The organism is Dyadobacter frigoris, from assembly GCF_005280585.1.
GTDB lineage: Bacteria > Bacteroidota > Bacteroidia > Cytophagales > Spirosomataceae > Dyadobacter > Dyadobacter frigoris.
Genome location: NZ_SZVO01000007.1, coordinates 49,046 through 72,586 on the forward strand (window position 1 = coordinate 49,046; position 23,541 = coordinate 72,586).

Consider the following 23,541-nt stretch of genomic DNA (forward strand, 5'->3'; position numbering starts at 1 on the left):
AATTTATTCCTTCAAATAATATTTTTTCATTTCAGGAAGAATATTTAAACCGTTCATTTAGCTTTATAGCATTAATAGTACATATCTGATTAACCAAATGTTTGACTCTTCAGCTCCCATCGGAATATTTGACAGTGGTATTGGCGGCATGACTGTTGCCAGCGCGGTGACACGGCTTTTACCAAATGAAAATACTATTTATTTCGGAGATACCGCTCATTTGCCTTATGGTGACAAATCCACGGCATCCATTCAGGCCTATTCCATCAAAATCTGCAATATGCTTTTGCAGCAGAATTGTAAATTAATTCTAATAGCGTGTAACTCTGCCTCAGCAGCAGCCTTTGAGCTAGTCCGTGAGTATGTTGGGAGTAAAGCGAAAGTACTAAACGTAATTGATCCGGTGGTTGATTATATCAAAGAACATTACGACGGCAAAACGGTCGGACTTATTGGTACCAAACAAACGGTTTTGTCCAATGTTTATAAAAAGAAAGTAGATGCCCTGGATAAAAACATCCATCTTAAATCCTTAGCCACACCGTTACTCGCGCCGATGATTGAAGAAGGTTTTTTTGATAATAACATCAGTGAAAGCATTATTGACAGCTATCTGTCAGATCCTGCGTTAGAGGGTATAGAGGCATTAATTCTGGGTTGTACGCATTATCCTCTGATCAAAAACCAGATTTGTAAATACTACGAAAATGATGTTGAGATTCTGGATACATCCGAAATCGTGGCGCATTCGCTCAGGGCATGGCTGGAACAACATTATCTCGTTAATGAAAAAGGAACAGGAAAACGTCAGTTTTATGTTTCAGATTATACTCTTTCCTTTGAACAGTCTACCAATATATTTTTCGGGCAAAAAATTCAGCTTGAACATTATCCGCTTTGGGAATAACCATCATAGAAATCCAGGAGACTCCGATGGAGTCTAGCCAACATTTAGAATTCTATTACTATAAACAGGATGCTCCGAATGGAGCAGGATTTATCGCTTCGAAATGATTCACAGATTTAAATTAACTTCAGTCTATTATACTTCTAATTGCAGCCACAGCGTGGCTTCCTGTTTATAGAAAGTACACTTACACTTCTCTAGTGTTGGCTCCATCGGAGCCTCCTGGTCTTGGAATAACACCTCTTTTGAACAATCTCTACTTTATTATTATTTCGATAAAGAATTCAGCTGGAACATTATCCGCTTTGGGAGTAATTGATTGGAGAAATGTTGGCTAGACTCCGATGGAGTCTAGCCAACATTTAGAATTCTATTACTATAAACAGGATGCTCCGAATGGAGCAGGATTTATCGCTTCGAAATAATTCACAGATTTAAATTAACTTCTGTCTATTATACTTCTATTCCAGCCACAGCGTGGCTTCCTGTTTATAGAAAGTACACTTACACTTCCCTAGTGTTGGCTCCATCGGAGCCTTCTAATCCCGGGAATAAAACTCTTCTCTTAACAGTCCAATAATATATTATTTCGACAAAAAATCCAGCTTGAACATTATCCGCTTTGGGAGTAATTGATTGGAGAAATTTAGGAGACTCCGATGGAGTCTAGCCAACATTTAGAATTCTATTACTATAAACAGGATGCTCCGAATGGAGCAGGATTTATCGCTTCGAAATAATTCACAGATTTAAATTAACTTCTGTCTATTATACTTCTATTCCAGCCACAGCGTGGCTTCCTGTTTATAGCAAGAACCGTTTTCCGGTCATAATTTTGGCTCCGTCGGAGCCTCCTGGATTTATTATCAAAAATTCATCCGGGCAATTTTCAATATAAGAATCTCACAGGACCTAATAACCCCGAAGGCATAGGCTGCCATCCCGCTGCATCGAATTTTTTGTAGGTAATATCGACAATGTTAATATCATAGAATTTCTTCCAATCCGGTACTTTTTTATCCCGCAGTCGCATATAGTTAGCAGAAAGATTGGTTACCTCTATTTCAAGTTTATTTCCTTTCTCCCTTAACAACTCGGGAATAATTTTCAATTGAAAAGGAATTGACCACACTATACCTACCTCTTTTCCATTCAGTTTCACAGCAGCCACTTCCCTGACATCTCCCAAACCAAGCGTTATGTTTTTTGAAGCAAGAATTTCAGCGGTTAAATCAAAAGAAACTGTGTAACGCGCAGTACCTGAGAAATAACGGGCAGTGTCCGAAAGCGTAACCCATGATGCCGGTTTAAGAAGTTTTCCCGAAGCAGGAATTGAAGGTCGGCCTTTCAAAAAATCAACTTTCCAGGTCCCTGCAACTGGATGTTGTTTTGTTGAAATAAACACAGGAACGGCTTCACTGTTATTTACAGCTTCTCTTAAAAAACAAGATTGTCCAGGTTTTAGCGATAGAAAAATTTCATTGGTATTATTTTCATTACGCTGAGGCAAATTAACAGACACATCCGTCAAGGGATCATATTGTTCAACATTAGCTGCTATTTTCCCCAAACTTATCCAGCCTTCCTGAAAAGTATTTCCGACATTAGCAATAAAATAGACCGGTTTGCTGTATTGTGATTTTCTAATAAAAGTCAATCCCAACTTAGCCCACTTTTCCTGAATAACGCCTTGTTTCAGCAAAGCAGATTCCCAATCTTTTTCAACAAGCACATTTTGTTTCTTACTTGTCAATTCTTCAAGTTTTGCATTAAATAACTTTTGTCTTGATTCATTAACGTTATAACCGGTAACCTTGTTTGGCACATGATCGGCAAATACAATTTTGGCTCCGTCTTTCGCCAGTTTTAAAAGCTGAGAAAGTGTTTCATCCGGCATATAAGTGGATGGAGGAATAATAATCGTTTTATAAACGGACGATCCGGAGTTGAGATTTCCATCGTTGTTAACGGATAATCGTTTTAATTGGCGGTCTGAAACATAATCAAAAGTATAGCCTTCCTCCCAAAGTTTTGTTGTAAGCCGACCAAAGGGCAATTGTAATAACCAACGATCTACATGATGGACTTCCAACAAATGCACTCCACCAGCTGATTTAGCCGGCGTCGACCACAAATCATGGATTGGGAAATAAACCAGGATATCATTATCCGGTTTACTTTCCTGCAACAGCGTCTGGCAGCGCTCTACGTATTGATTTAATAAATAAAAGTGCTCAGCGAAATGTGAGGATGGCCCAAAATTGGTTGAAGCATAAAATAACCATCCGGGGTAGGATTCCGCAACAGGCGAATAGGTGGTCCCATGATAAAAAATATGATTTATTCCGGCTGTAAACAGTTCATCAATCTGCGGTTTGACCTGTGATAAGGAAACCTTGAAATGGTTGGCGAGCCAGGTTCCTGTTTCAGAACTCACCAGTTTTTTTCCGGAGAAATCCGCCGCAGAGGATGCAAACTTCATGGCCAGCGGATTTGGTGTACCAAATTGTTTTATTGAATAATCCGGATCAATCCTTAATCCCGGAATTGGAAATCTGCTTGTTCCAAAAGATTCAGTTTCCGGAATATCCGCTTCGTCATACAAATCCAGCAGATTGCCTGGAGAACCATGAGCCTGATAACGGGTTAAAAATCCCTTTTCCTTACTCCACTGCGTCCAAACATGCGCATAACGCTCACGTAACAATTCAGCCAGAGTCTGGTGGTAATCTATTTTTACAAGCAGTGATTCTGATTTCCCAGAACTATCCGTTAAAAGCTCCGGAGTATCCTGAAGTGCATAACCTCTTCGTGATTTAAATTCTTTCAAAAAGTCATCTGTCCAATTCGCTCCATAGGCTTCATAAGAATCCATGTACATAGACCGCGGCTTTTCTTTTGCATGAACAAAAGCAGCTTCAAACCTCAACAGATAATTTGACATGGCCGTTGGGTGGAATGGATCAAAAACCAATCCTTCTCCGCCGGGAGCTGCACGTTTTACTTCCTGTTTCGTTGGAACTACCACCCATTTGTTGTCTTTAAAACTTATGGTTTTGGCGCCCATCTGTTTACTAACATTAGGACCGCCAAATGGCCAGCCCGTTCCCGTTGTCATATCAACGCCAAGCCCAAGACGTTTTCCTTCCGAAACTGTGTGTTGCATTACATCTAGCCAGTGATCCGTTAAAAAGGGAATAAAATCAGATTCATAGCCTTTCACCCCATAGATTGGAATAATATGAACTCCTCCCAAACCTGATTTTGCAAATTGTTCCAGTTGTGCGCTGATATCTTCTCTGGTAACTGCACTTCCCATCCACCACCAATAAGTCCAGGGCTTGGCCGTAGAGATGCTTTGGGCGTTACCAGACAAGCTAAAAAATATTAAAAACACTAAAATAAATAACCGCATAAAAGTCTATTTACCAGTAAAGACTATAACATTGATTTCTACACCTACCTGTACGCACTTTTTTATCAAATAATAATTAAAACCGTAACAAAATTGTTGTCACTGACTTCATAAAAAAAGGCGAAATCAATAACGATCCCGCCTTTTTTTAAAATGATATTTTCTATTGACGATTCAGCGCCTGATTCACTCTGGCATTAATAAACTGACGTTCCTGCTGCGCTTTTTTACTGTTGCGGTACCACATATAACCAATAACTGCTACCAATAAATAAGGCATCATGAATAAATACATAATACCAGTATTCAAACCCACACCAACATTATTTCTCCCATTTCCCATTGAGCTTTCAACAGTTCCTCTGCACATAGCACATTGCGCAATTGACGAAGGAATTGTAAGGATCAGAAAAGCTATAAAACATCCAAAAATCACGAGAAACTTTTTCATGTGTAATAAGGACTAATAAGTAAATAAACAATTACACCACTTACGCTCACATATAACCAGATAGGAAACGCCCATTTCACGGCTTTACGATGTTCTGCAAGCTGATTACTATAACCAAAATATACGGCTCTTAATACAAACCAAACGACCACAACCGACAATACGATGTGTGATATCAAAAGGAAATAATAAATTGGTCTGATAAATCCTGAACCACCAAAAGGAGTTGACTCATTTGAAATATGATAAAGAATGTAACAAACCAAAAAAACTGCACCAAGAATAAACGCAAACGTCATAATCAACCGGTGTGCACTTCTATTATTTACCTTGATAAAATAAAAGCCGATTAAAAGCAGAATAGCCGTTGCTGTATTCAACATGCCAATTACATGGGGCAAAATCTTTGTCCAAGGCCCCAGATCGATTTTCTGACGAATCCCTATCAGAACAGCCACGGCAACAGGTATTGCAATAGCCAGGATATTGATTATTTTCCTGTATTTTTTATTTTCTTCAAGCAAAACAGTTGCCATAACTATTTGTAGTTTTCCTTTTTCTCGTAATCTAAAATCTTAATTTCGGCCATCAACCTATTGGTTTCCTCCGAATCAGAAGCATTATAATATCCTCTGATATGCCCTTCCGCATCTATAAGTACCAACTTCGTTTCCAGAGAATTAGTTTTAGAACCCGGTATTTCTGTTAGTAATTTCAACTCAGAATCCCAGATTCTTTTTACTTCCTCCTCAGATCCTGTCAACACTTTCCATCCTTTTGTGTTGAGCTCTTGTGGATAACTTTCTTTTATTCCGGTCCATTTATCCGCCAGAGTAATCAAATTCAAATAAGGAATTGTTTCTCTCAGAGCAAAAACACGTTCCACCTGTCCAAGAACGATCTCGCATGTATTCAGGCAATGTTCCGGTAAGTATCCCACCACAGTCACTTGTCCTTTACCAAACTCCTCAGAGACCACTTGTCCACTTGTGGTTTTCAAATGAATAACCGGTACTTTGTAAAACAACGTATCACCTTTGTTTACAACGATCTTTCCAGCAGAATCAGTAATAGGAAAATAGTACTGAAGATCGTAATGATTCGTTGCAAAGAACTTCAAAAATGTAAAAACCAAAGCCGGAATTACTAATGTGACAATCAGTAACCCGGCTTTACGGAAGTTTATCATAACGTTTTATCTACTTGAATACTGCTTCAAAAATAGCATGTCCTTCAAGAAGAAGTGCAAGGATTAACCATGCAATAAAAATGATAGGAACAAGTATCGTCCAAATCAACGTTTTAGCTTCATGTTTAAGGTGCATAAATTCACCTACAATATAAAAAGCTTTAACAATTGTCATCACGATGAAAACCGAAACTTTTAGTACTCCATGAGGAACAGTAAAAGCAATAATGAATTCCAATGATGTTAGGACAAGTAAAATCCAGAATGTTTTCCAGATTGCTTTACGCTGTTCTGCACCTGCGTGAGGATCCTGTTCGTGTATATGATGTACTTCTGACATATGATTTAGAATTAAATAAGCTCCTGTTGATTAAACCAGATAAAAGAATGTAAATACAAATACCCAAACAAGGTCTACAAAGTGCCAGTAAAGACCCACTTTTTCAACCATTTCATAACTTCCGCGTTTGTCATAAAAACCAGTTGCAGAACGGAAGAAAATAAGAATATTCAATATAACTCCACTAAATACGTGCGTTCCGTGGAATCCGGTAATGAAGAAAAAGAAATCTGCAAATGCAGGCGGACCGTACTGATTCTGTGTCAGATTTGCCCCGTGAATTACTTTCTCAACAAAAGAACCATTTTCAAAAACCTTCATCATGGTACCTGCTTCTGTTCCGTGGATAAAGTGACTCCATTCCCAAGCCTGACATCCAAGAAACGTAAAACCTCCCAGAATGGTCCAAAGCATATATTTTTCAACATTAGCACGGTCCATACGGTGGCCGGCTTCTACTGCAAGTACCATTGTAACACTACTTGCAATAAGAATAAATGTCATAATCCCTACAAAAACCAATGGCAAAGAAGTACCATGCAAGAAAGGTACAGATTCATATACCTTTTCAGGTATTGGCCAGTACAGATCGGAAAAAGTAAAATTTGCTGCTTTTCCCACGAAAGAAGGAAAACTGAAACGAGCCGTTCCATAAGCCACCAGCAAGGCGGAGAAAGTAAAAGTATCTGAGATGAGGAAAAACCACATCATCAATTTCCCGTAACTCGCTTTCATAGGCTCGATCCCGCCCATCCACATTTTGGGTTCTACCGTGCCGGGTGTTGTTACATGTGCAGCCATTGGTGAAAAATTATCAATTAAAAGTCAATAAAAAAACAAAAAGGTATAACCAAAGTAAATCCAGAAAATGCCAGTAAGTAGCACAGATCTGTATCTGTCTCAAACTCTTGGAATGCACTTTGAAGCGAAACACCGCTCTCCATGCAAACAGCAGTACAATAAGACCGCTAATAATATGAAATCCGTGTAGTCCTGTAAACACGTAAAAAAACGAACCAGACGGATTTCCCACAAAATAAACATTTGCAGCAACCAGGTCCTTCCATCCTTCAAACTGCATCCACAAGAATGCCATTCCAAGTGCAAAAGTAACAGAAATTGCTATTTTCAAAGTCTTGAAATCATCTTTTTTTGCTGCAAAATACGCCCACTGCATAGAAAGGCTACTTATTACCAGTACAGCTGAACTGTACCAGAATATTTTAGGCATCTCAAATTCAAGCCAGTTACCTTCGGCTCTTCTTACAAGGTAGGCACTGGTTTGAGATGCAAAAAGCATGATTATGCTAACCAAAAACAACCAAAGAATAAACTTCATTGGGTCCATGGCAAGAGTCTCCTGCGGTTCTTTATCTACTTTTAACTGCTGAATATTTTCCATTTCACTTAAATACTATATCACAATTTATCCAACAAAAACGCAATCTGAACAATAGGCAAATATACAAAGGAACCAAACATTAACTGGCGGGCTGTCTTGTCAGAACATTTTCTCATTAGATGAAAAGTCTGAGCGAGGAACAAAACACCAAACACCGTCGCTATAAAAGCAGAATTAATCCCCGTCATACCCAGTTTATACGGCAACCACCCAATTGGAAGCAAAAATAATGTGTAAATCATAATTTGCATCGTTGTATCCGCATCCTTCAAACCGTTTGCTGGTAATAATTTAAAACCTGCACGTTTGTAATCGTCATCCAAAACCCAGGCAATGGCCCAAAAATGGGGAAATTGCCAGAAAAATTGAATCGCAAATAAAATCCCGGGTTCAAGACCGAAATGATTCGTAGCTGCTACCCAGCCAATCATCGGAGGAAATGCTCCCGGAAAAGCTCCCACAAAAACAGCAATCGGACCGACGCGCTTTAAAGGAGTATAAACAAATCCGTATAAAACAAGTGACAGTAAAGCTAATAACCCACTGATCAGATTAAAATACACAATGAAAACAAACAGGGAAGAGACGCCTAGAAATACAGCCCAAATAATGGCCTGTTCAACGGTAACTCTGCCACTTGGTAATGGACGGTTTTCGGTCCTTTTCATCATTTTGTCCAGGTCTATTTCGAGAATCTGGTTAATGATGTTAGCAGCACCGGTGATTCCAATAGAAGCAATACAGAAAAGAACGATCTTCACCCAACTAACACTGCTGGCACCCAAACTATAACCCATCGCACCTGAAAAAGCGATCAAAAACGCCAGTCTGAATTTTAACAATTCGAACAAAGCTTTTACTTTATCTCCAACTTTCAAATTTAAACCTTCTTGTGCTGATGTCATTATTCTGCTCAATTTCCAACTACACTAAATCCTTACTCAATTTTACAATATCTCTGCTCCACGCTAACTGATTCGCATTCATCAATAACCACATCATGAATTGTAATCCAATCATGATAATCGCCAATGTCAAATGGACTGGTTGTGCAAATGCCGGTACTCCGAAGTACGCCATTATTATTCCTGTCAATATTTCCAGTCCTAAAATTGCCAGACATCCTTTTCCCATTTGTTTAATCCTGGATTCACCTTCAATTGAATGATTGATTTTGTTAATCCAAAACACATTCGAAATGAGTACCAGTATGGAGAAGGATCGGTGAACATAAAAAGGTACTCCTAATGATCCAATCCATTCTGCCCTCTCCGAATATCCAAGCGAGCGAATAACCTCATCCATTCCTTCACGAACCTGTGTTCCTAATAAAATCTGGATTAGAGACAGCGAAAGAACCAAAATGGTTATCTTATTAATAACGCTCTTGTTGGTAATGTCTTTCCCATCTTTTTCTGCCGAATAGGACGACTTTATAAACAGATATATTAAAATGAAAACAATGACAATGGCTAAAAGCATATGAACCGTAATCATCACCGGATGCAGTTCAGAGGAAACCACTTTTGCTCCCAGCCATCCCTGCAAACCAACCAGAATAAAAGCTAACAGACTATATCCAAAAAAGCTTTTTCTGTTCGATTTCAAATAAGGAGTTGAAGCAAGTAGTGTTATGAAAATCATAATACCTGTAAATGCTCCAAAAAGACGATTTACATATTCTATCCAGGTCTTTACCGGATTAAAAATTACTTCGCCTTTAAGTTTAGCTCCATAGATCTCCTTATAATTTAATGGTAGCTGTGAGGCCTCCGTTGGAGGAATCCAGCTACCAAAGCATTTAGGCCAATCAGGGCATCCCATACCAGCTCCGGTACTTCTCACCACTCCACCAACCATAATCAGGAAGTAAAGGGTAATAACAGTATTCAGTGTTAACCGCCGAAAACGACGGTTAACACGCGAATCAATGAGCTTGGTTAAACTGGTCATTAAAATTCTGAGCCGCTATCTCTTCCTCGGTTGCAATTAATTCATTCTCATGCGGGAAATTTGATTCCAATGTTTGAGAATATGGAATATTCTGAGGTATAAAATCCTCCGCTGCACCTGGTTTGCTATAATCATATGACCAACGGTATACTGCTGGTATTTCCCCTTCCCAGTTACCATGACCTGGTACAATTGGGGTAGTCCATTCCAACGTATTAGATCTCCATGGATTCTGAGGAGCAGTTTTGCCTCTAAAAATGCTGCTGAAGAAATTGTAAAGGAATATAAACTGTGCAAGGAATGACAAGATCGCCGCCACTGTGATGAACATGTTCATGTCCATAAACTTGTGGGTGAAATCGTAACTTGTGAATTGGTAGTAACGACGTGGGAAACCTGCAATACCTACATAATGCATAGGGATAAAGATCAGGTAAATTCCTATGAACGTAAACCAGAAGTGAATCTGACCCAGCGTTCTGTTCATCATTTTACCAAACATCTTAGGGAACCAGTGATAAACCCCGGCAAATAAACCGAAAGCAGAGGCTGCACCCATTACAAGGTGAAAGTGAGCTACTACGAAATAAGTATCATGAAGCTGAATATCAAGAGCACTGTTTCCAAGTATGATACCTGTCAAACCACCAGATACAAACAAGGAAACCATACCAATTGCAAACAACATACCGGGAGTAAACACAATATTACCTTTCCATAAAGTAGTAATGTAGTTAAATCCTTTTACTGCCGAAGGAACTGCGATAATCAAAGTAAGGAACATAAATACAGATCCAAGGAATGGATTCATACCTGTTACAAACATATGGTGAGCCCAAACAATAAAGGCAAGGAATGCAATACCAAGCATTGAGGCAATCATCGCACGGTAACCGAAAATTGGTTTACGTGCATTTGTAGCGATAACCTCGGATGTAATACCAAGTCCGGGAAGAAGTACAATGTAAACTTCCGGATGTCCAAGGAACCAGAATAAATGCTGGAAAAGGATTGGGCTACCACCAACATTCGGAAGTGCTTCACCATTAATATAGATTTCAGAAAGATAAAAACTCGTCCCAAAATGACGGTCAAAAATCAACAACAATACTGATGAGAACAATACCGGGAAAGATATAAGACCCAAAATTGCCGTAATAAGGAAAGACCAGATTGTTAAAGGAAGGCGATCAAATGACATCCCACGTGTACGTAAGTTAATTACAGTCGTGATATAATTGATACCTCCAAGTAATTGTGACACGATAAAGAATGCCATACTTACCAACCAAAGCGTCATACCCATTCCTGAGCCCTGATGAGCTTGTGGTAATGCACTTAAAGGAGGATAAATTACCCATCCACCAGCAGCAGGACCAGTTTGCAAGAACAAAGAAGCGAACATAATAACACTGGCAAGGAAGAAGAACCAGTATGATAACATGTTCATAAATCCCGATGCCATATCTCTTGCACCAATTTGCAGAGGAATCAAAAAGTTACTGAAAGTACCACTCAATCCCGCTGTAAGTACAAAGAATACCATGATGGTACCATGCATTGTAACCAAGGCAAGGTAGAAATTAGGATCCAGTTTGCCGGTTTCGCTAATCCAGTTACCAAATAATGGTCTAAGCCAAGACAGATTAGAATCCGGCATCCCAAGCTGGATACGGAAGACTACGGACATAGAAATACCTATTACCGCCCAAAGAATCCCTGTAATAAGGTATTGCTTTGCTATAACTTTGTGATCCTCAGAAAATACGTATTTCTGCCAAAAGCTTTGTGCCTCGTGATGGTGCGCATGTTCCTCGTGGTGTACAGCGGCTTCCATTCCTTCAATAGCTGACATATGCCTGTTTTGTATTTAAATTAATAAAATTAGCGAAGTGCTGCACTTGTTCCGATTCCACCACCTGCCGAAGCTGTTTTTGCACTATCAGCTGGTGTTGTCGTTTCAGCCGGCAAACCTTTCATTGCCTTGGCTTTCAAGTTATCAGGTACTTTCGCAAGATATTCCGGGTAAGTCTGAAGAAACGTCGTTTGCTCAGCACACCATTTTTTATAAGAAGCTTCGTCTTCAACCACAAGATTCAATTTCATTGAAAAGTGGCCTTGTCCGCAAACTTCTGTACAAGCTATCTCATATTTGAAATTCGGATCGTTCAAATCAGCACGCATTTGTGCTGTTGTTTTGTCCGGCACAAACCAGAATTTAGTTGGCATACCAGGAACTGCATCCATTTTCACACGCATGTGAGGAATAAATACACTGTGCAAAACATCACGCGCACGGATTTTTAGCAAAACTGGTCTGTTAACCGGAATATGCATTTCGGTAGGATTCATAAAATCATCAAATGAATTTTCATCTGACAAATCAATACCTACCTCATTCTGAGCATCAATTAATTTGTAATTGTAATTACCAAGCTTATTGTCATTTACACCACCATAACGAACAATCCAGTTGAACTGTTTTCCGGTAATTTCAATAACTTCTGCATCAGCTGGCGCTTCCGATGTAATATCAGACCATGCTTTCCAACCTGTAAAAACCAACATGGCCATTACGATGGCAGGAATGATCGTCCAGATTAACTCCAACTTATGGTTATCTGGATAGAAAGAAGCCTTATTACCTTTTTTATACTGGTATTTCCAGGCAAAGAAGAAAATCAAAAAGTTAACAAAGGCAAACGGAATTGTAAGAATCCCCATGGAGAACCAAAACAAATCATCCGTTCTTCTTCCGTGTACAGATGAAGCAATCGGTAAAAAGTGTTCACGGGCGTGCAGATAAGACCAGGTAATACCAACCACCGCAGCTACAAGAATGACAATAAACATCGCTCCATTCCAGCCATTTCCTTCCGGTACAGCATCAGCTGATTCTGGCTTCTTAACACTTGAGAGAACACCTTGCAGCCTGGAAATCACAACACCGGTGAGAACCACAAAAACTAAGGCAACTATTGCAATTATAAAATACATGATAATAACAGGTTAAGCAAATTAGGCGATATCGTGATGCAATGATTCTTCCAACATTGGATGGTGCTTTGGAATCAAATTTGCCTTTTCCAATTGAGTCGCCATTGACCAAACAAATCCACAAATGAAGACAATGAAAAATCCCCATTCCAACGGTCCAAATCCCGCCGTATCCCCAGCGCTACCAGGCATAATGTTCGTGTAAAAATCCATATAATGACCGATGATTACACTCCAGCAAGCCACTTTAAGAATCGAATGTGTAAACTTAGAATCTCTTGTCATCAAAACCAGGAATGGCAAGAAGAAGTTAAGGAACAAAGTTATAAAGAAAGGAGCTTTGAAAATACTTCCGTGTCCTCTGAATCTCTCGATGAAATAAATAATCTCTTCCGGCTGATTAGCATAATAGATCAAAAGGAACTGAGCAAACCATACATAGGTCCAGAAAATACTGAATGCAAAAACAAACTTACCTAAATCACGAAGGTGACTTGAATTTACCGCTTTCAGATATCCTCTTTCTCTTAGCATTACAACTGTCAAAGTAATAACTGCTAGTCCAGCCACGTGCCAGCTTGCAAGTGTATACCATCCAAACATAGTACTAAACCAGTGTGGGTCTATTGACATAACAAAATCCCAAGCAGATGTAGAAGATGTTACTCCAAATATTACAAGAAAAGCTGTTCCTAAACGTATTGATTTATCATATAATTCTGTTCCTCCAATTTGATCTTCCTCCAAAGAAAACTGACGTATCTTTCTCCACATGAAGTACCATGCCACAAAATAAAATATCAATCTTCCTACAAAGAAAGGAGTATTGAGATAGCCATGTTTTCCAGCCAAAATTTCATCATACTCAGGTCCACCAACTTCATACACTTCGCTATGTGTCCAGTGAAACAAATCATGGCCTCCAAAAATAAATACCAATAGCATGATAACACCCGTTATTGGCAAAAATGCCGGCATTGCTTCGGGTACTCTTTTAAAAACCGCTGACCATCCCGCCTGAGCAAGATAGTTGTAAGAGATAAAAAACATACCTACTACAGATATACCCGTAAAGTATACTGCATTTACCCAAATATTAGCCCAAATACGTGTAAGCCAACTAACATGATGTTCTTCAACAGCGTGACCTGCCGCTTCATGACTAGCTGCCGCAGCATGTCCGGTTATAGCATTTACAGCGCCATGTGCCGCTTCTGCTTCATGATGTCCTCCCGGTTGTGCTGCAAGATAAATCCCTACTACAACCAAAGCAGCTCCAATAGCGCCTCCGATTATAAGATTTCTTTTAGCCCCCGAAGTGAATTCAAACCGTTCTTCAATAGAAGGAATCGAATGTGCTGATGCCATTATTCAAATATTATTTCTCAGTTATCAAAAATAAATTATGCTCCTTTTTGCAGCTTTTGTACGTAGTGTACAATTTTCCAGCGCTCCTCAGGATTAATTTGTGAACCGTGAGGCCACATCCGTGCTTTACCATAAGTAATGACATGGAAAATATGTCCTTCATTAAGGTTCTTGTAAGCGTCACTTGCGTAATTTGGAACCCCTTTGTAAACAGCTCCCACCTTTCCGTCACCTGCTCCGGTTGCTCCGTGGCAATGCTGGCAATATCTCTCAAATAAAACTTTACCCTCCGCAAGGCTTTTTTCATTAAGAGGTACCGGATTTTTCAATACTCTTTCAGAAATAGAAATACTATCCGCCGGAATATTGTAAACCATAAGATCCACTTTTGCTGAATCTCCGCTACCGAAAGATGTATTATAATTACGGCGGGCCACTGTTCCTTCAACCGGCAAACGCATTGTTAAACCCATTGGGTTAATTGGATTCGCCTTTTCTTGTCTGTATGGTTCATATCCAACAGGCAAGTACATATTTGGTGCATATTGCTTACCAGGGTTGTTAGGATCACGCGTACAACTGAATGCAGCGATCAGGATAACAGCCAGGGCCAGGGAATATCTATATAAACTTTTCAATTTCATCGATCCAAGCACATTAAAATTGTTTGATGTTAACCTCTTCTGCACCGCTATCTCTTAGTGCACGGGATATCTCATCTTCACTCATTGAATTTCTACCTACGTTAATTGCCATAATAAACTTATTGTCCGTAGCACGAACATCAAATCTTTCATGGTTATGAGCCGCAGGGCTTAATCCGTTTGAAATGAAAAATGTAGTAACCATACCAAACGCAGTGAAAAGTACAGTTAACTCAAATGTAATAGGTATATAGTTAGGCAAAGAAATTGAATCCTTACCACCTACAATCATTGGCCAGTCAATTCCCATGGTCCAAATCATAAGGGTTAATGCAACGCAACATCCGGTTACACCAAACATAAATGCAGCAATCCCGATTCTTGTGCGTGGATGACCAAGGGCGTCATCCATTCCGTGAATTGGAAAAGGAGAATATACTTCCTGTATCTTCACTCCCGCCTTTCTGAGTCTTGGTACTGCATGTAATACAGTATCGTCATCGTCGTAGACTCCAACTAAATATTTACCAGATAATTCTGCCATATTTATACTAATGTTAAATATTATTCTTTCGCTTTCAGCGATTTACTTATTCTATATCCTTGTTAAATAACGGAGCGGCAGCTTCGCGTTGTCTTACTTTCGCAACCCCGGCAATTTTCTTAGGCAATTGGGCAGAAGTTGATCTGATTACCGCTTTTACCTCCGCCATATTTATAACAGGCAAGTATTTAGAGAAAAGCAGGAATAACGTAAAGAACAATCCGAAAGAGAAAATATAATCCCCAATATCAAAACGGGTAGGGGAGAACATAGCCCAGCTTGAAGGAAGGTAGTCACGGTGAAGTGATGTAACAATAATTACAAAACGTTCGAACCACATACCAATGTTTACAATAACAGATATAAAGAATGTAAATGTAATGCTGCGGCGAAGTTTTCTTGACCAGAACAACTGTGGAGAGATTACGTTACAAGTCATCATCGCCCAATATGCCCACCAGTAAGGTCCGGTAGCACGGTTAATAAATGCGTAACTTTCATATTCCACTCCCGAATACCATGCAATAAAGAACTCAGTAATATAAGCAACCCCTACAACCGAACCAGTTAAGGTAATTACCTTATTCATCGTTTCGATGTGTTCCAGCGTAATATAGTCTTCTAATTTATAAACCACGCGTGTGATCAACATCAGGTTTTGTACCATTGCAAATCCTGAGAAAATCGCACCTGCTACGAAGTAAGGAGGGAAAATTGTTGTGTGCCATCCCGGAATTACCGAGGTAGCAAAGTCCATACTTACAATCGTGTGTACAGAAAGTACAAGTGGAGTAGATAATCCGGCAAGAATTAAGCTGATATATTCATAACGAGACCAGGTTTTTGCTGATCCGTCCCATCCCATTGCGAAGGTTCCATACATGAAGCGGGAAACTTTGCTCGTTGCACGGTCACGGATTGTGGCTAAATCAGGAATAAGACCAATGTACCAGAAAACAAGAGATACAGAGAAATAAGTACTGATCGCGAAAACGTCCCAAACCAGAGGAGAGTTGAAGTTTACCCAAAGAGAACCGAATGCGTTAGGTAATGGTAAAGCCCAATATGCCATCCATGGACGCCCCATGTGCATTAAGATAAAAGATGCGGCACAAAGTACAGCGAAAATTGTCATCGCTTCTGCCGCACGGTTAATGGATGTTCTCCATTTCTGACGGAAGAGTAAAAGAATCGCAGAGATCAATGTACCCGCGTGACCGATACCAACCCACCAAACGAAGTTCGTGATATCCCATGCCCAACCTACGGTTTTATTTAATCCCCACACACCCAGACCTTCCCACCAGGTCCATGCAAGACAACAAGATCCATATGCCAAAACGACTAGTGAAATCCCGAAAGCAATTTTCCATTCCTTCGTAGGCTTTCCTTCGACATGTCGGCAAATATCTTCCGTTACGTCTGCATACGTTTTCCCGCCTTGAATAAGGGGCTCTCTTACGGGTGAAGTAACATGCATACTACTGTAATTTATAATGATTTAATCTTCAAACAAATACAAAACTTTCAACCAGACTTAGGCGTGTTCTTTTTTAGTTTCTGCCGTAGCTGCTACATCCTTATTTCTGATCTTGGTAAGATATGAAATCTGTGGACGTACGTTAATTTCTTCCAGCATATGGAAAGCACGACCTTCTCTTTCTACTTCAAGAATTTTAGAAATTCTGCTTTCAGGATCATTCATATCACCGAAAGTTATAGCATCTGTTGGACAAGATGAAGCACAGGCAACGTTAATTTCTCCGTCAACTACGCGTCTTCTTTCTTTCTTGGCAGTTAATTTACCTTCCTGAATTTTATGAACACACATTGAACATTTTTCAATTACACCACGTGAACGTACTGTAACCTCAGGATTGATAACCATTTTACCAAGATCATTATTGAAGTGGTAATCAAAGTTATCGTTGTCAAAATATTTGAACCAGTTGAAACGACGTACTTTATACGGGCAGTTATTTGCACAATAACGAGTACCTACACAACGGTTATAAGTCATTTGATTTAAACCCTCAGAACTGTGGGTTGTTGCCAATACCGGACAAACCGTTTCGCAAGGGGCATTGTTACAATGCTGACATAACATAGGCTGAAATGTAACTTCCGGATTTTCCGACGCAACTTCCATTGCTGTGTAATCACCTACTTCTGCATCACTGCTATAATAACGGTCAATACGCAACCAGTGCATTTCGCGACTGTTAATAACTTCCTGACGTCCTACAACCGGAATATTATTTTCAGACTGACAGCTAATTACACAGGATCCGCAACCAAAACATGTGTTAAGGTCAATAACCAAACCCCATGAGTGATTTGGATACTTATGTCCGTTCCAAAGAGAAAGGTCAGTAGCATCTACTGATCCTTCGGATGTTTCAATTTTTGGGATGAAACGTCCTGCCAAAGGATCTTTCTGGAAATGAGCCAACACAGTTTCCTGAAGGACCGACTTACGGCCCATTACAGTATTGTGTGTTTGTGTTTGAGCGATTTCGCGGGTTGCTCCTGTTTTTGTAACAGTAACTTCTCCTGGTGCGAAAGATAAATATCCTGCTGAGAAGGAAGCTAGCGGATAAACATTTTTACCAACACCGTTTGCCGATTTCCCTGCCTTCTCACGACCGTAACCGATTGTTATTGCAAGCGTGCCATTAGCCTGACCTGGCTGAATAATAACAGGAACTTCAACCGATTTTCCTTTCAAATCCACTTTTACAACATCACCCTGAGCAAAACCAAGTTCTTTGGCAGTCTTTTGTGATAAACTTGCATGGTTATCCCATGTAGCTTTTGTAACCGGATCAGGTAATTCTTGTAACCATGGGTTGTTAGCAGCAGATCCATTACCTACGCCAACGTTTTCATACAACGCCAGCTCAATTCCTGTCGAAGATGCTTTATATTTTTTCCCGATTGCAGATGCTGCTTCGTCAACATTTCCTGCGAAAGTTGCACCCACAGCAGAAGCTGAACGGTTTGTTTTGAAGAAACCATCATGCAGCGACTGTACCCAGAATTTCTCAAAACTGTCTGTACCGCCCTGTGTATAAATATTTTTTCTCCAGTAAGCTTTTACGTATTCATGATAGTCTGATGGCTGACCTGACCATTTCAATAAACTGGCCTGAGCCTGACGTGTACTGAAAATCAAACTGATTGTAGGCTGAGTTAAGCTGTAAAAACCTGCCATAGGCTCTGCATCATTCCATGATTCAAGGTAATGAGGTGCAGGTGTAATGAATTTCACTAATGATGCAGTTTCATCTGCACGGTCATTAAATGATATACTCAATGCCACTTTTGGAAGAGACGTAGCCAATTCAGCACCACGTGGGTGATCATAAACCGGATTAGCAGCGTAGAAAATTACTGCTTCAACTTTTCCGCCTTTAACTTCATCAACGAATTCATTCATCGCAATGTCATTTCCCTGACGGAAATTAACAGGCGTATCCAGATCAATTGTTGAGCCGTAGCTTCCAAGTAAGCTATTTAAAGCATTAACTACAACCTGAACAGAAGGATCATTGATACCAGAAACTACCAAAGCACTTCCTTTTGCAGCCACAAGATCCGCAGCAGCTTTATCAAGGTTTGTTACATCTAAAGAAGGAGCAGAGATTGCTTTCCCTCCAAGTTTTGCAGCAACTTTATTGTAGAGCGAAGTAACAACTAAACCAAGCTGAGATGGTTTTACCGCTGAACGATAATCTGCGTTTGAACCCGTCATTGAAAGAACTGATTCAAACTGATAATGACGGGACATATCTTTCTTGCCATCTTTCGCACTGCTAACACGACGTGTTTCAGCGTATTGACGAGAGAAATCATCCGGCGAAATCCATGCGCCTAAAAAGTCAGCATCAATAGCAACGATTACTTTCGCTTTGTTGAAAGCATAAGAAGGAAGAACAGCTTTTCCGAAAGAAAGCTCATTTCCTTTTACGATTGCAGAAGAACTGTTTGCGTCATAAACAATGTGACGCGTTGTTGGGTATTTTGTCGTAAAATCAGCGATAACTGATTTTGTAGAAGGACTTAACAGCGTCGAAGAAACAATGCGAATTGCTCCTCCTTTTGCAGCGATCGAAGAAAGCTGGCTCGTTATATCTTTATCAACAGCATCCCAGGTTACTTTTAAATCTTCACCTTTTTTAGGACCTCTTAATTTTTCATTGTCATAAAGTCCCAGTAAAGAAGCATGTGCTCTTGAACTAACACCTTTTGTAATACCTGAAAGTACATTCGGCTCAATTTTAATTGGTCGGCCTTCACGTGTTTTTACAAGAATACTTGCGTAGTCTCCACCTTCAGCATATGTAGAAGCGTACCAGTTTGCAATCGTTGGGAATTCACCCTCAGGCTTGTTAACGTAAGGAATTGCTTTTTTAACAGGAGTTTCGCAAGCTGCAAGAGAAACAGCAGCCATACCAAATCCCAAAACTTTTAAGAAATCGCGACGGTGTGTACCTGCTCCGTCAACCAGACTTTCATATTGATTTTCTGTTGGTGCATCAGCGAACTCTGAACCTGCGTCTTTAATGAATTTTTCGTCATTACGCAGCTCTTCAAGCCCTCTCCAATATCTTTTATTAGTATTTTCCATAAAACTGTTAATACAATGAGTTGTATTCTAGTATCTATTTGCAGTGATTAGTAATGGCACTTAGAACATTCAAGACCACCGATATCAGCTACTTTTAAAGCTTCTTTACTATCTGATGCGTGTAATTGTACCAGCTTGTCGTAATACTTGTTATCCTTAGTATTTACGTCAGTCTTACGATGACAATCGATACACCAACCCATTGTTAATGAAGAACGCTGCTGGATAACTTCCATTTTAGCGATATCTCCATGGCAATTTTCACATTCCAATCCGGCAACATTAACGTGTTGAGAGTGATTGAAATAAGCAAGATCAGGAAGGTTATGTACACGTACCCATTCAATAGGAGTATTGTTTTCTATTGAAGTGTATATTTTCTGAATTTCAGGTGATTCCTTTTTGATCACACCGTGACAGTTCATACAAATATTCGCAGAAGGAATATGTGCAGATTTACCTCTGTTAACACCGGTATGGCAATAATTACAATCGATTTTATATTCTCCTGCATGAAGTTTGTGCGAGAAAGAAATTGGCTGCTTAGGAGCATATCCCTGCTGAACACCAACACTATACGCTCCATCAATTGTTACTTTCATAACCAAAAGAATGAAAATCCAGATCGTTGCAGAACGTATCGCCGGATCGCCTGCAATTCCTTTAAGAGAATTGCCTAAGCGTGACATAAAGTCCCCTTTTGCAGCTGTTTCTGTATCTCCGCCACTAACGGCTTTCGAAAGAATCGTTACAATGACAAGTAAAACGCCTAATACTAAGAGCATTACAACGACCAACGCAACAAGCACGATCATGAAAAGATCAGAAGGCCCGCTTGATTGCGAAGCACCCGCAGCAGGAGCCGCTCCACCAGCACCAGCGGCGGCAGGAGCCGGAGCGGCACCCGCTTTATCGACATAAGCAAAAATCCCTTTGATATCATCTTCCGATAAGTTCGGGAAGCTTGTCATCTGAGCTTTGCTGTATTCGTTGTAAATTTTTACTGCGTAAGGATCACCTGATGCGATAACCGCTTGTGAGTTGTGTACCCACTTCGTAATCCACTGTATGTTGTTACGAGTAGTTGCACCTTTCAAACCAGGACCTACAATTCTTTCGTCAGTAGGTGCGTGGCATTGAGCACAATTGTTTTTAAATAATGTTTCTCCCTTAGCGGCATCTCCACCACCAGCAGCTCCCGCAGGGGCAGCACCGGCAGCAGCCGTACTGTCCTGTGCCCATGATAAGCTACAGGTACTTAAGAGAATAGCTACAATAATAGCCAGAAACGATTTTGAGCTGGGAAAGAAGGAACAAAACTTAGAGTCTTCTCGGAATGGTATATTCATAATCAACTATTCATAATACTTCAACAGACAAATCTAGTGTACGATTTTTTATCCACAAAAGTATTTGAGGGATATTTTAAAGTACTCACTTATTTATAATTCTTCTAATTTGATTATTCGTGTCCAAATAACGCAAGTCACTGGTAGACATTGACTTTCAATGTTTTAACAAAAAAATACCATTTGAATGAAAGCCAAAAAGCAGCTTATTCAAATGGTATTTTCTCAAGATATTTATGACGAGGTTCCGAGCGGATTCGAACCGCTGTACGAGGTTTTGCAGACCTCTGCCTAGCCGCTCGGCCACGGAACCAGATCGGGTTAGCAGAAGTGATTACCCGCTTACTGCTAACCCGGGTGCAAAAGTATTAAAAAAATTGACTACTCCTCAGTTTCGTCGTCTTTTTTCGCTACTTTTTTTCCTTTTCTTTCAGTTTCTTCGAATTGCTCCTTCAAAGCTGAAAGTACACTTAGGTCACCAAAGGTAGATTTCTCTCCTTCTTTGGCAGAACTTTCTGTGTTGTTAGATGTATTTTTAGCTGGGCTTGTATTTGCAGGCTTAGCAGCTTTTTCTTCTTTTTTCTCTTCAGCAGCAGGAGCAGCAGAAGGTTTCACTTTGGAGTGAGTAAGAACGATTTTCTTTTCGTCTTTCAAGAATTCCAAAACAGTAAAGTCTAAGCTTTCTCCAACTTCAGCAACAGTACCATCTTCTTTCGTAAGGTTTTTCACAGCTGCGATTCCTTCGATACCGTATGGCAACTCCAAAGTTGCGAATTTGTCTCCTTTTGCTACGATTGTAGAACGGTGAACAGATCCAACAGCGAAGATTGTTTCAAAAGTATCCCATGGATTTTCTTCAAGTTGTTTGTGACCTAGTGCCAAACGACGGTTGTCCGCGTCAAGTTCAAGAACAACAACTTCAAGTTCGTCATTAACCTTAACGAAGTCCGAAGGATGTTTGATTTTCTTAGTCCATGATAAGTCAGAAACGTGAACCAGTCCGTCGATACCTTCTTCAAGTTCGATAAACAAACCGAAGTTAGTAAGGTTACGTACTACACCTTTATGACGAGTACCAATGGCATACTTATCTTTCAATGAACCTTGAGTCCAAGGATCTTCGGTAAGTTGTTTGATACCAAGAGACATTTTGCGTTCCTGACGGTCAAGTGTCAATACAACTGCGTTGATCTCGTCGTTTACGTTCATAAACTCCTGAGGATTGCGCAGGTGCTGAGACCATGACATTTCAGATACGTGGATCAAACCTTCAACACCTGGTTTGATTTCAAGGAAAGCGCCGTAATCAGCAACGTTAACGATACGTCCTGTTACTTTAGATCCAACCTGGATATCTTCTGACAACGAATCCCATGGGTGAGACTGAAGTTGTTTCAAGCCAAGAGAGATACGTTTTTTCTCTTCGTCAAAGTCAAGAACCACAACGTTAAGCTTCTGGTCAAGTGCCAAAAGATCTGACGGGTGGTTGATACGACCCCAAGAAATATCTGTAATGTGCAACAAACCGTCTACACCACCAAGATCGATGAACACACCGAAGTTAGTCATGTTCTTAATAACACCTTCAAGAACTTGTCCTTTTTCAAGGTTGTTAAGAATTTGCTGACGTTGTGCTTCAAGATCTTTTTCGATCAGGATTTTATGAGAAACTACAACGTTATCATTTGCGTAGTTAATCTTAACAACTTTCACTTCCATACGTTTTCCAACAAAAATGTCGAAATCACGAATTGGTTTCACGTCGATTTGTGAACCTGGCAAGAAAGCTTCGATACCAAATATATCTACAATAAGACCACCTTTGGTTCTTCTCTTCACGTTAGCATCGATAACCACATCCTCGTCAAACGATTTCTGGATGTTATCCCATGCAGTAATTACTTTTGCTTTTTTACGTGAAAGAACAAGTTGACCTTGTGCGTCTTCCTGGTTTTCTACATAAACTTCCACTTCGTCACCAATTTTCAAAGCTGGCAAGTCACGGAATTCATTTGATGAAACGATACCATCAGATTTGAAACCGATGTTAAGAATCACCTCGCGGTCTGTAATACCTACAACCACACCTTTAACAACTTCTTTTTCCTGAACCGGAGAAATTGTTGTTTCATACATTTCTTCAAAACGAGTACGGTCAGCGGCAGAATAGCCTGTACCGAATCCTTTGTCTTCTGCTTTGTCCCAATCGAAATCAGGTAATACTTGTGTTTGTTTTTCCTTAGACATAAATAGGAATTAAAGCTCTGAATTACATCAGCTGGCGAGCCACGCAGTTGAAAATTAGTTTAACTAGTTATTTTAAAAAACAGGACGCAAAGGTAGGAATTTTCT

The 23,541-nt window shown here is 39.9% G+C and carries 19 protein-coding genes and 1 tRNA gene; 1 reads left to right on the forward strand and 19 read right to left on the reverse strand.

Features of this window, described 5'->3' with window-relative positions:
- The first annotated feature begins 97 nt into the window (after nucleotides 1-97).
- On the forward strand, nucleotides 98-907 hold the full coding sequence (gene murI / locus FDK13_RS15595; protein ID WP_137340936.1) for a glutamate racemase: 810 nt from the start codon (nucleotides 98-100) through the stop codon (nucleotides 905-907).
- Nucleotides 908-1,796: 889 nt separating this feature from the next.
- Here the strand turns inward: murI and FDK13_RS15600 are convergent.
- The 19 genes from FDK13_RS15600 to rpsA form a co-directional block, all read right to left on the reverse strand.
- Nucleotides 1,797-4,283, reverse strand: coding sequence for a glycosyl hydrolase (locus FDK13_RS15600; protein ID WP_310588131.1), 2,487 nt, complete (start codon nucleotides 4,281-4,283; stop codon nucleotides 1,797-1,799).
- Nucleotides 4,284-4,485: 202 nt separating this feature from the next.
- Nucleotides 4,486-4,773, reverse strand: a complete 288-nt coding sequence (locus tag FDK13_RS15605) for a CAMCR motif-containing small membrane protein (protein WP_137340938.1) — start codon at nucleotides 4,771-4,773, stop codon at nucleotides 4,486-4,488.
- Entirely contained in the window at nucleotides 4,770-5,309 is a 540-nt protein-coding gene (locus tag FDK13_RS15610) for a DUF420 domain-containing protein (protein ID WP_137340939.1), read from the reverse strand. Before FDK13_RS15610 ends, FDK13_RS15605 begins: the two co-directional genes overlap by 4 nt.
- A 2-nt stretch (nucleotides 5,310-5,311) precedes the next feature.
- Nucleotides 5,312-5,962 (reverse strand): SCO family protein, encoded by a 651-nt coding sequence (locus FDK13_RS15615; RefSeq protein ID WP_137340940.1) that lies wholly within the window; start codon nucleotides 5,960-5,962, stop codon nucleotides 5,312-5,314.
- Nucleotides 5,963-5,972: 10 nt separating this feature from the next.
- Entirely contained in the window at nucleotides 5,973-6,302 is a 330-nt protein-coding gene (locus FDK13_RS15620; protein WP_137340941.1) for a cytochrome C oxidase subunit IV family protein, read from the reverse strand.
- 30 nt (nucleotides 6,303-6,332) lie between these two features.
- Nucleotides 6,333-7,103: a cytochrome c oxidase subunit 3 gene (locus FDK13_RS15625; RefSeq protein WP_137340942.1), complete on the reverse strand. Its 771-nt coding sequence runs from the start codon at nucleotides 7,101-7,103 to the stop codon at nucleotides 6,333-6,335.
- A 13-nt stretch (nucleotides 7,104-7,116) separates the two neighbouring features.
- On the reverse strand, nucleotides 7,117-7,704 hold the full coding sequence (locus FDK13_RS15630) for a cytochrome c oxidase subunit 3 (RefSeq protein WP_137340943.1): 588 nt from the start codon (nucleotides 7,702-7,704) through the stop codon (nucleotides 7,117-7,119).
- A 17-nt stretch (nucleotides 7,705-7,721) separates the two neighbouring features.
- Nucleotides 7,722-8,609: a heme o synthase gene (cyoE, locus tag FDK13_RS15635; RefSeq protein WP_137340944.1), complete on the reverse strand. Its 888-nt coding sequence runs from the start codon at nucleotides 8,607-8,609 to the stop codon at nucleotides 7,722-7,724.
- Nucleotides 8,610-8,628: 19 nt separating this feature from the next.
- Nucleotides 8,629-9,657 carry a COX15/CtaA family protein gene (locus tag FDK13_RS15640; RefSeq protein WP_137340945.1) on the reverse strand — a complete coding sequence of 343 codons (1,029 nt, stop codon included), beginning with the start codon at nucleotides 9,655-9,657 and terminating at the stop codon, nucleotides 8,629-8,631.
- Nucleotides 9,632-11,512, reverse strand: coding sequence for a cytochrome c oxidase subunit I (locus FDK13_RS15645; RefSeq protein WP_137340946.1), 1,881 nt, complete (start codon nucleotides 11,510-11,512; stop codon nucleotides 9,632-9,634). Before FDK13_RS15645 ends, FDK13_RS15640 begins: the two co-directional genes overlap by 26 nt.
- A gap of 29 nt (nucleotides 11,513-11,541) precedes the next feature.
- Entirely contained in the window at nucleotides 11,542-12,654 is a 1,113-nt protein-coding gene (locus FDK13_RS15650; RefSeq protein WP_137340947.1) for a cytochrome c oxidase subunit II, read from the reverse strand.
- Nucleotides 12,655-12,675: 21 nt separating this feature from the next.
- Nucleotides 12,676-14,022 (reverse strand): quinol:cytochrome C oxidoreductase, encoded by a 1,347-nt coding sequence (locus tag FDK13_RS15655; protein ID WP_137340948.1) that lies wholly within the window; start codon nucleotides 14,020-14,022, stop codon nucleotides 12,676-12,678.
- A 35-nt stretch (nucleotides 14,023-14,057) separates the two neighbouring features.
- Nucleotides 14,058-14,666 carry a c-type cytochrome gene (locus tag FDK13_RS15660; protein ID WP_137340949.1) on the reverse strand — a complete coding sequence of 203 codons (609 nt, stop codon included), beginning with the start codon at nucleotides 14,664-14,666 and terminating at the stop codon, nucleotides 14,058-14,060.
- Between the two features lie 13 nt (nucleotides 14,667-14,679).
- Nucleotides 14,680-15,210, reverse strand: a complete 531-nt coding sequence (locus FDK13_RS15665; RefSeq protein WP_137340950.1) for a DUF3341 domain-containing protein — start codon at nucleotides 15,208-15,210, stop codon at nucleotides 14,680-14,682.
- Nucleotides 15,211-15,256: 46 nt separating this feature from the next.
- Nucleotides 15,257-16,690: an NrfD/PsrC family molybdoenzyme membrane anchor subunit gene (nrfD, locus tag FDK13_RS15670; RefSeq protein WP_137340951.1), complete on the reverse strand. Its 1,434-nt coding sequence runs from the start codon at nucleotides 16,688-16,690 to the stop codon at nucleotides 15,257-15,259.
- A 57-nt stretch (nucleotides 16,691-16,747) separates the two neighbouring features.
- Nucleotides 16,748-19,840, reverse strand: coding sequence for a TAT-variant-translocated molybdopterin oxidoreductase (locus tag FDK13_RS15675; protein ID WP_137340952.1), 3,093 nt, complete (start codon nucleotides 19,838-19,840; stop codon nucleotides 16,748-16,750).
- A gap of 47 nt (nucleotides 19,841-19,887) precedes the next feature.
- Complete coding sequence (locus FDK13_RS15680; protein WP_137340953.1) at nucleotides 19,888-21,189, reverse strand: c-type cytochrome; 1,302 nt, start codon at nucleotides 21,187-21,189, stop codon at nucleotides 19,888-19,890.
- Between the two features lie 242 nt (nucleotides 21,190-21,431).
- Nucleotides 21,432-21,502: transfer RNA gene (locus FDK13_RS15685), tRNA-Cys, on the reverse strand.
- Between the two features lie 68 nt (nucleotides 21,503-21,570).
- Nucleotides 21,571-23,436, reverse strand: a complete 1,866-nt coding sequence (gene rpsA, locus FDK13_RS15690) for a 30S ribosomal protein S1 (RefSeq protein WP_137340954.1) — start codon at nucleotides 23,434-23,436, stop codon at nucleotides 21,571-21,573.
- Between the last annotated feature and the right edge of the window lie 105 nt (nucleotides 23,437-23,541).

Excerpts from the sequence above, each read along its gene's own strand:
- murI (WP_137340936.1), top strand. The coding sequence starts at position 98 with ATGTTTGACTCTTCAGCTCCCATCGGAATATTTGACAGTGGTATTGGC.
- FDK13_RS15605 (WP_137340938.1), bottom strand. The coding sequence starts at position 4,773 with ATGAAAAAGTTTCTCGTGATTTTTGGATGTTTTATAGCTTTTCTGATC.
- FDK13_RS15610 (WP_137340939.1), bottom strand. The coding sequence starts at position 5,309 with ATGGCAACTGTTTTGCTTGAAGAAAATAAAAAATACAGGAAAATAATC.
- FDK13_RS15615 (WP_137340940.1), bottom strand. The coding sequence starts at position 5,962 with ATGATAAACTTCCGTAAAGCCGGGTTACTGATTGTCACATTAGTAATT.
- FDK13_RS15620 (WP_137340941.1), bottom strand. The coding sequence starts at position 6,302 with ATGTCAGAAGTACATCATATACACGAACAGGATCCTCACGCAGGTGCA.
- FDK13_RS15625 (WP_137340942.1), bottom strand. The coding sequence starts at position 7,103 with ATGGCTGCACATGTAACAACACCCGGCACGGTAGAACCCAAAATGTGG.
- FDK13_RS15630 (WP_137340943.1), bottom strand. The coding sequence starts at position 7,704 with ATGGAAAATATTCAGCAGTTAAAAGTAGATAAAGAACCGCAGGAGACT.
- cyoE (WP_137340944.1), bottom strand. The coding sequence starts at position 8,609 with ATGACATCAGCACAAGAAGGTTTAAATTTGAAAGTTGGAGATAAAGTA.
- FDK13_RS15640 (WP_137340945.1), bottom strand. The coding sequence starts at position 9,657 with ATGACCAGTTTAACCAAGCTCATTGATTCGCGTGTTAACCGTCGTTTT.
- FDK13_RS15645 (WP_137340946.1), bottom strand. The coding sequence starts at position 11,512 with ATGTCAGCTATTGAAGGAATGGAAGCCGCTGTACACCACGAGGAACAT.
- FDK13_RS15650 (WP_137340947.1), bottom strand. The coding sequence starts at position 12,654 with ATGTATTTTATAATTGCAATAGTTGCCTTAGTTTTTGTGGTTCTCACC.
- FDK13_RS15655 (WP_137340948.1), bottom strand. The coding sequence starts at position 14,022 with ATGGCATCAGCACATTCGATTCCTTCTATTGAAGAACGGTTTGAATTC.
- FDK13_RS15660 (WP_137340949.1), bottom strand. The coding sequence starts at position 14,666 with ATGAAATTGAAAAGTTTATATAGATATTCCCTGGCCCTGGCTGTTATC.
- FDK13_RS15665 (WP_137340950.1), bottom strand. The coding sequence starts at position 15,210 with ATGGCAGAATTATCTGGTAAATATTTAGTTGGAGTCTACGACGATGAC.
- nrfD (WP_137340951.1), bottom strand. The coding sequence starts at position 16,690 with ATGCATGTTACTTCACCCGTAAGAGAGCCCCTTATTCAAGGCGGGAAA.
- FDK13_RS15675 (WP_137340952.1), bottom strand. The coding sequence starts at position 19,840 with ATGGAAAATACTAATAAAAGATATTGGAGAGGGCTTGAAGAGCTGCGT.
- FDK13_RS15680 (WP_137340953.1), bottom strand. The coding sequence starts at position 21,189 with ATGAATATACCATTCCGAGAAGACTCTAAGTTTTGTTCCTTCTTTCCC.
- rpsA (WP_137340954.1), bottom strand. The coding sequence starts at position 23,436 with ATGTCTAAGGAAAAACAAACACAAGTATTACCTGATTTCGATTGGGAC.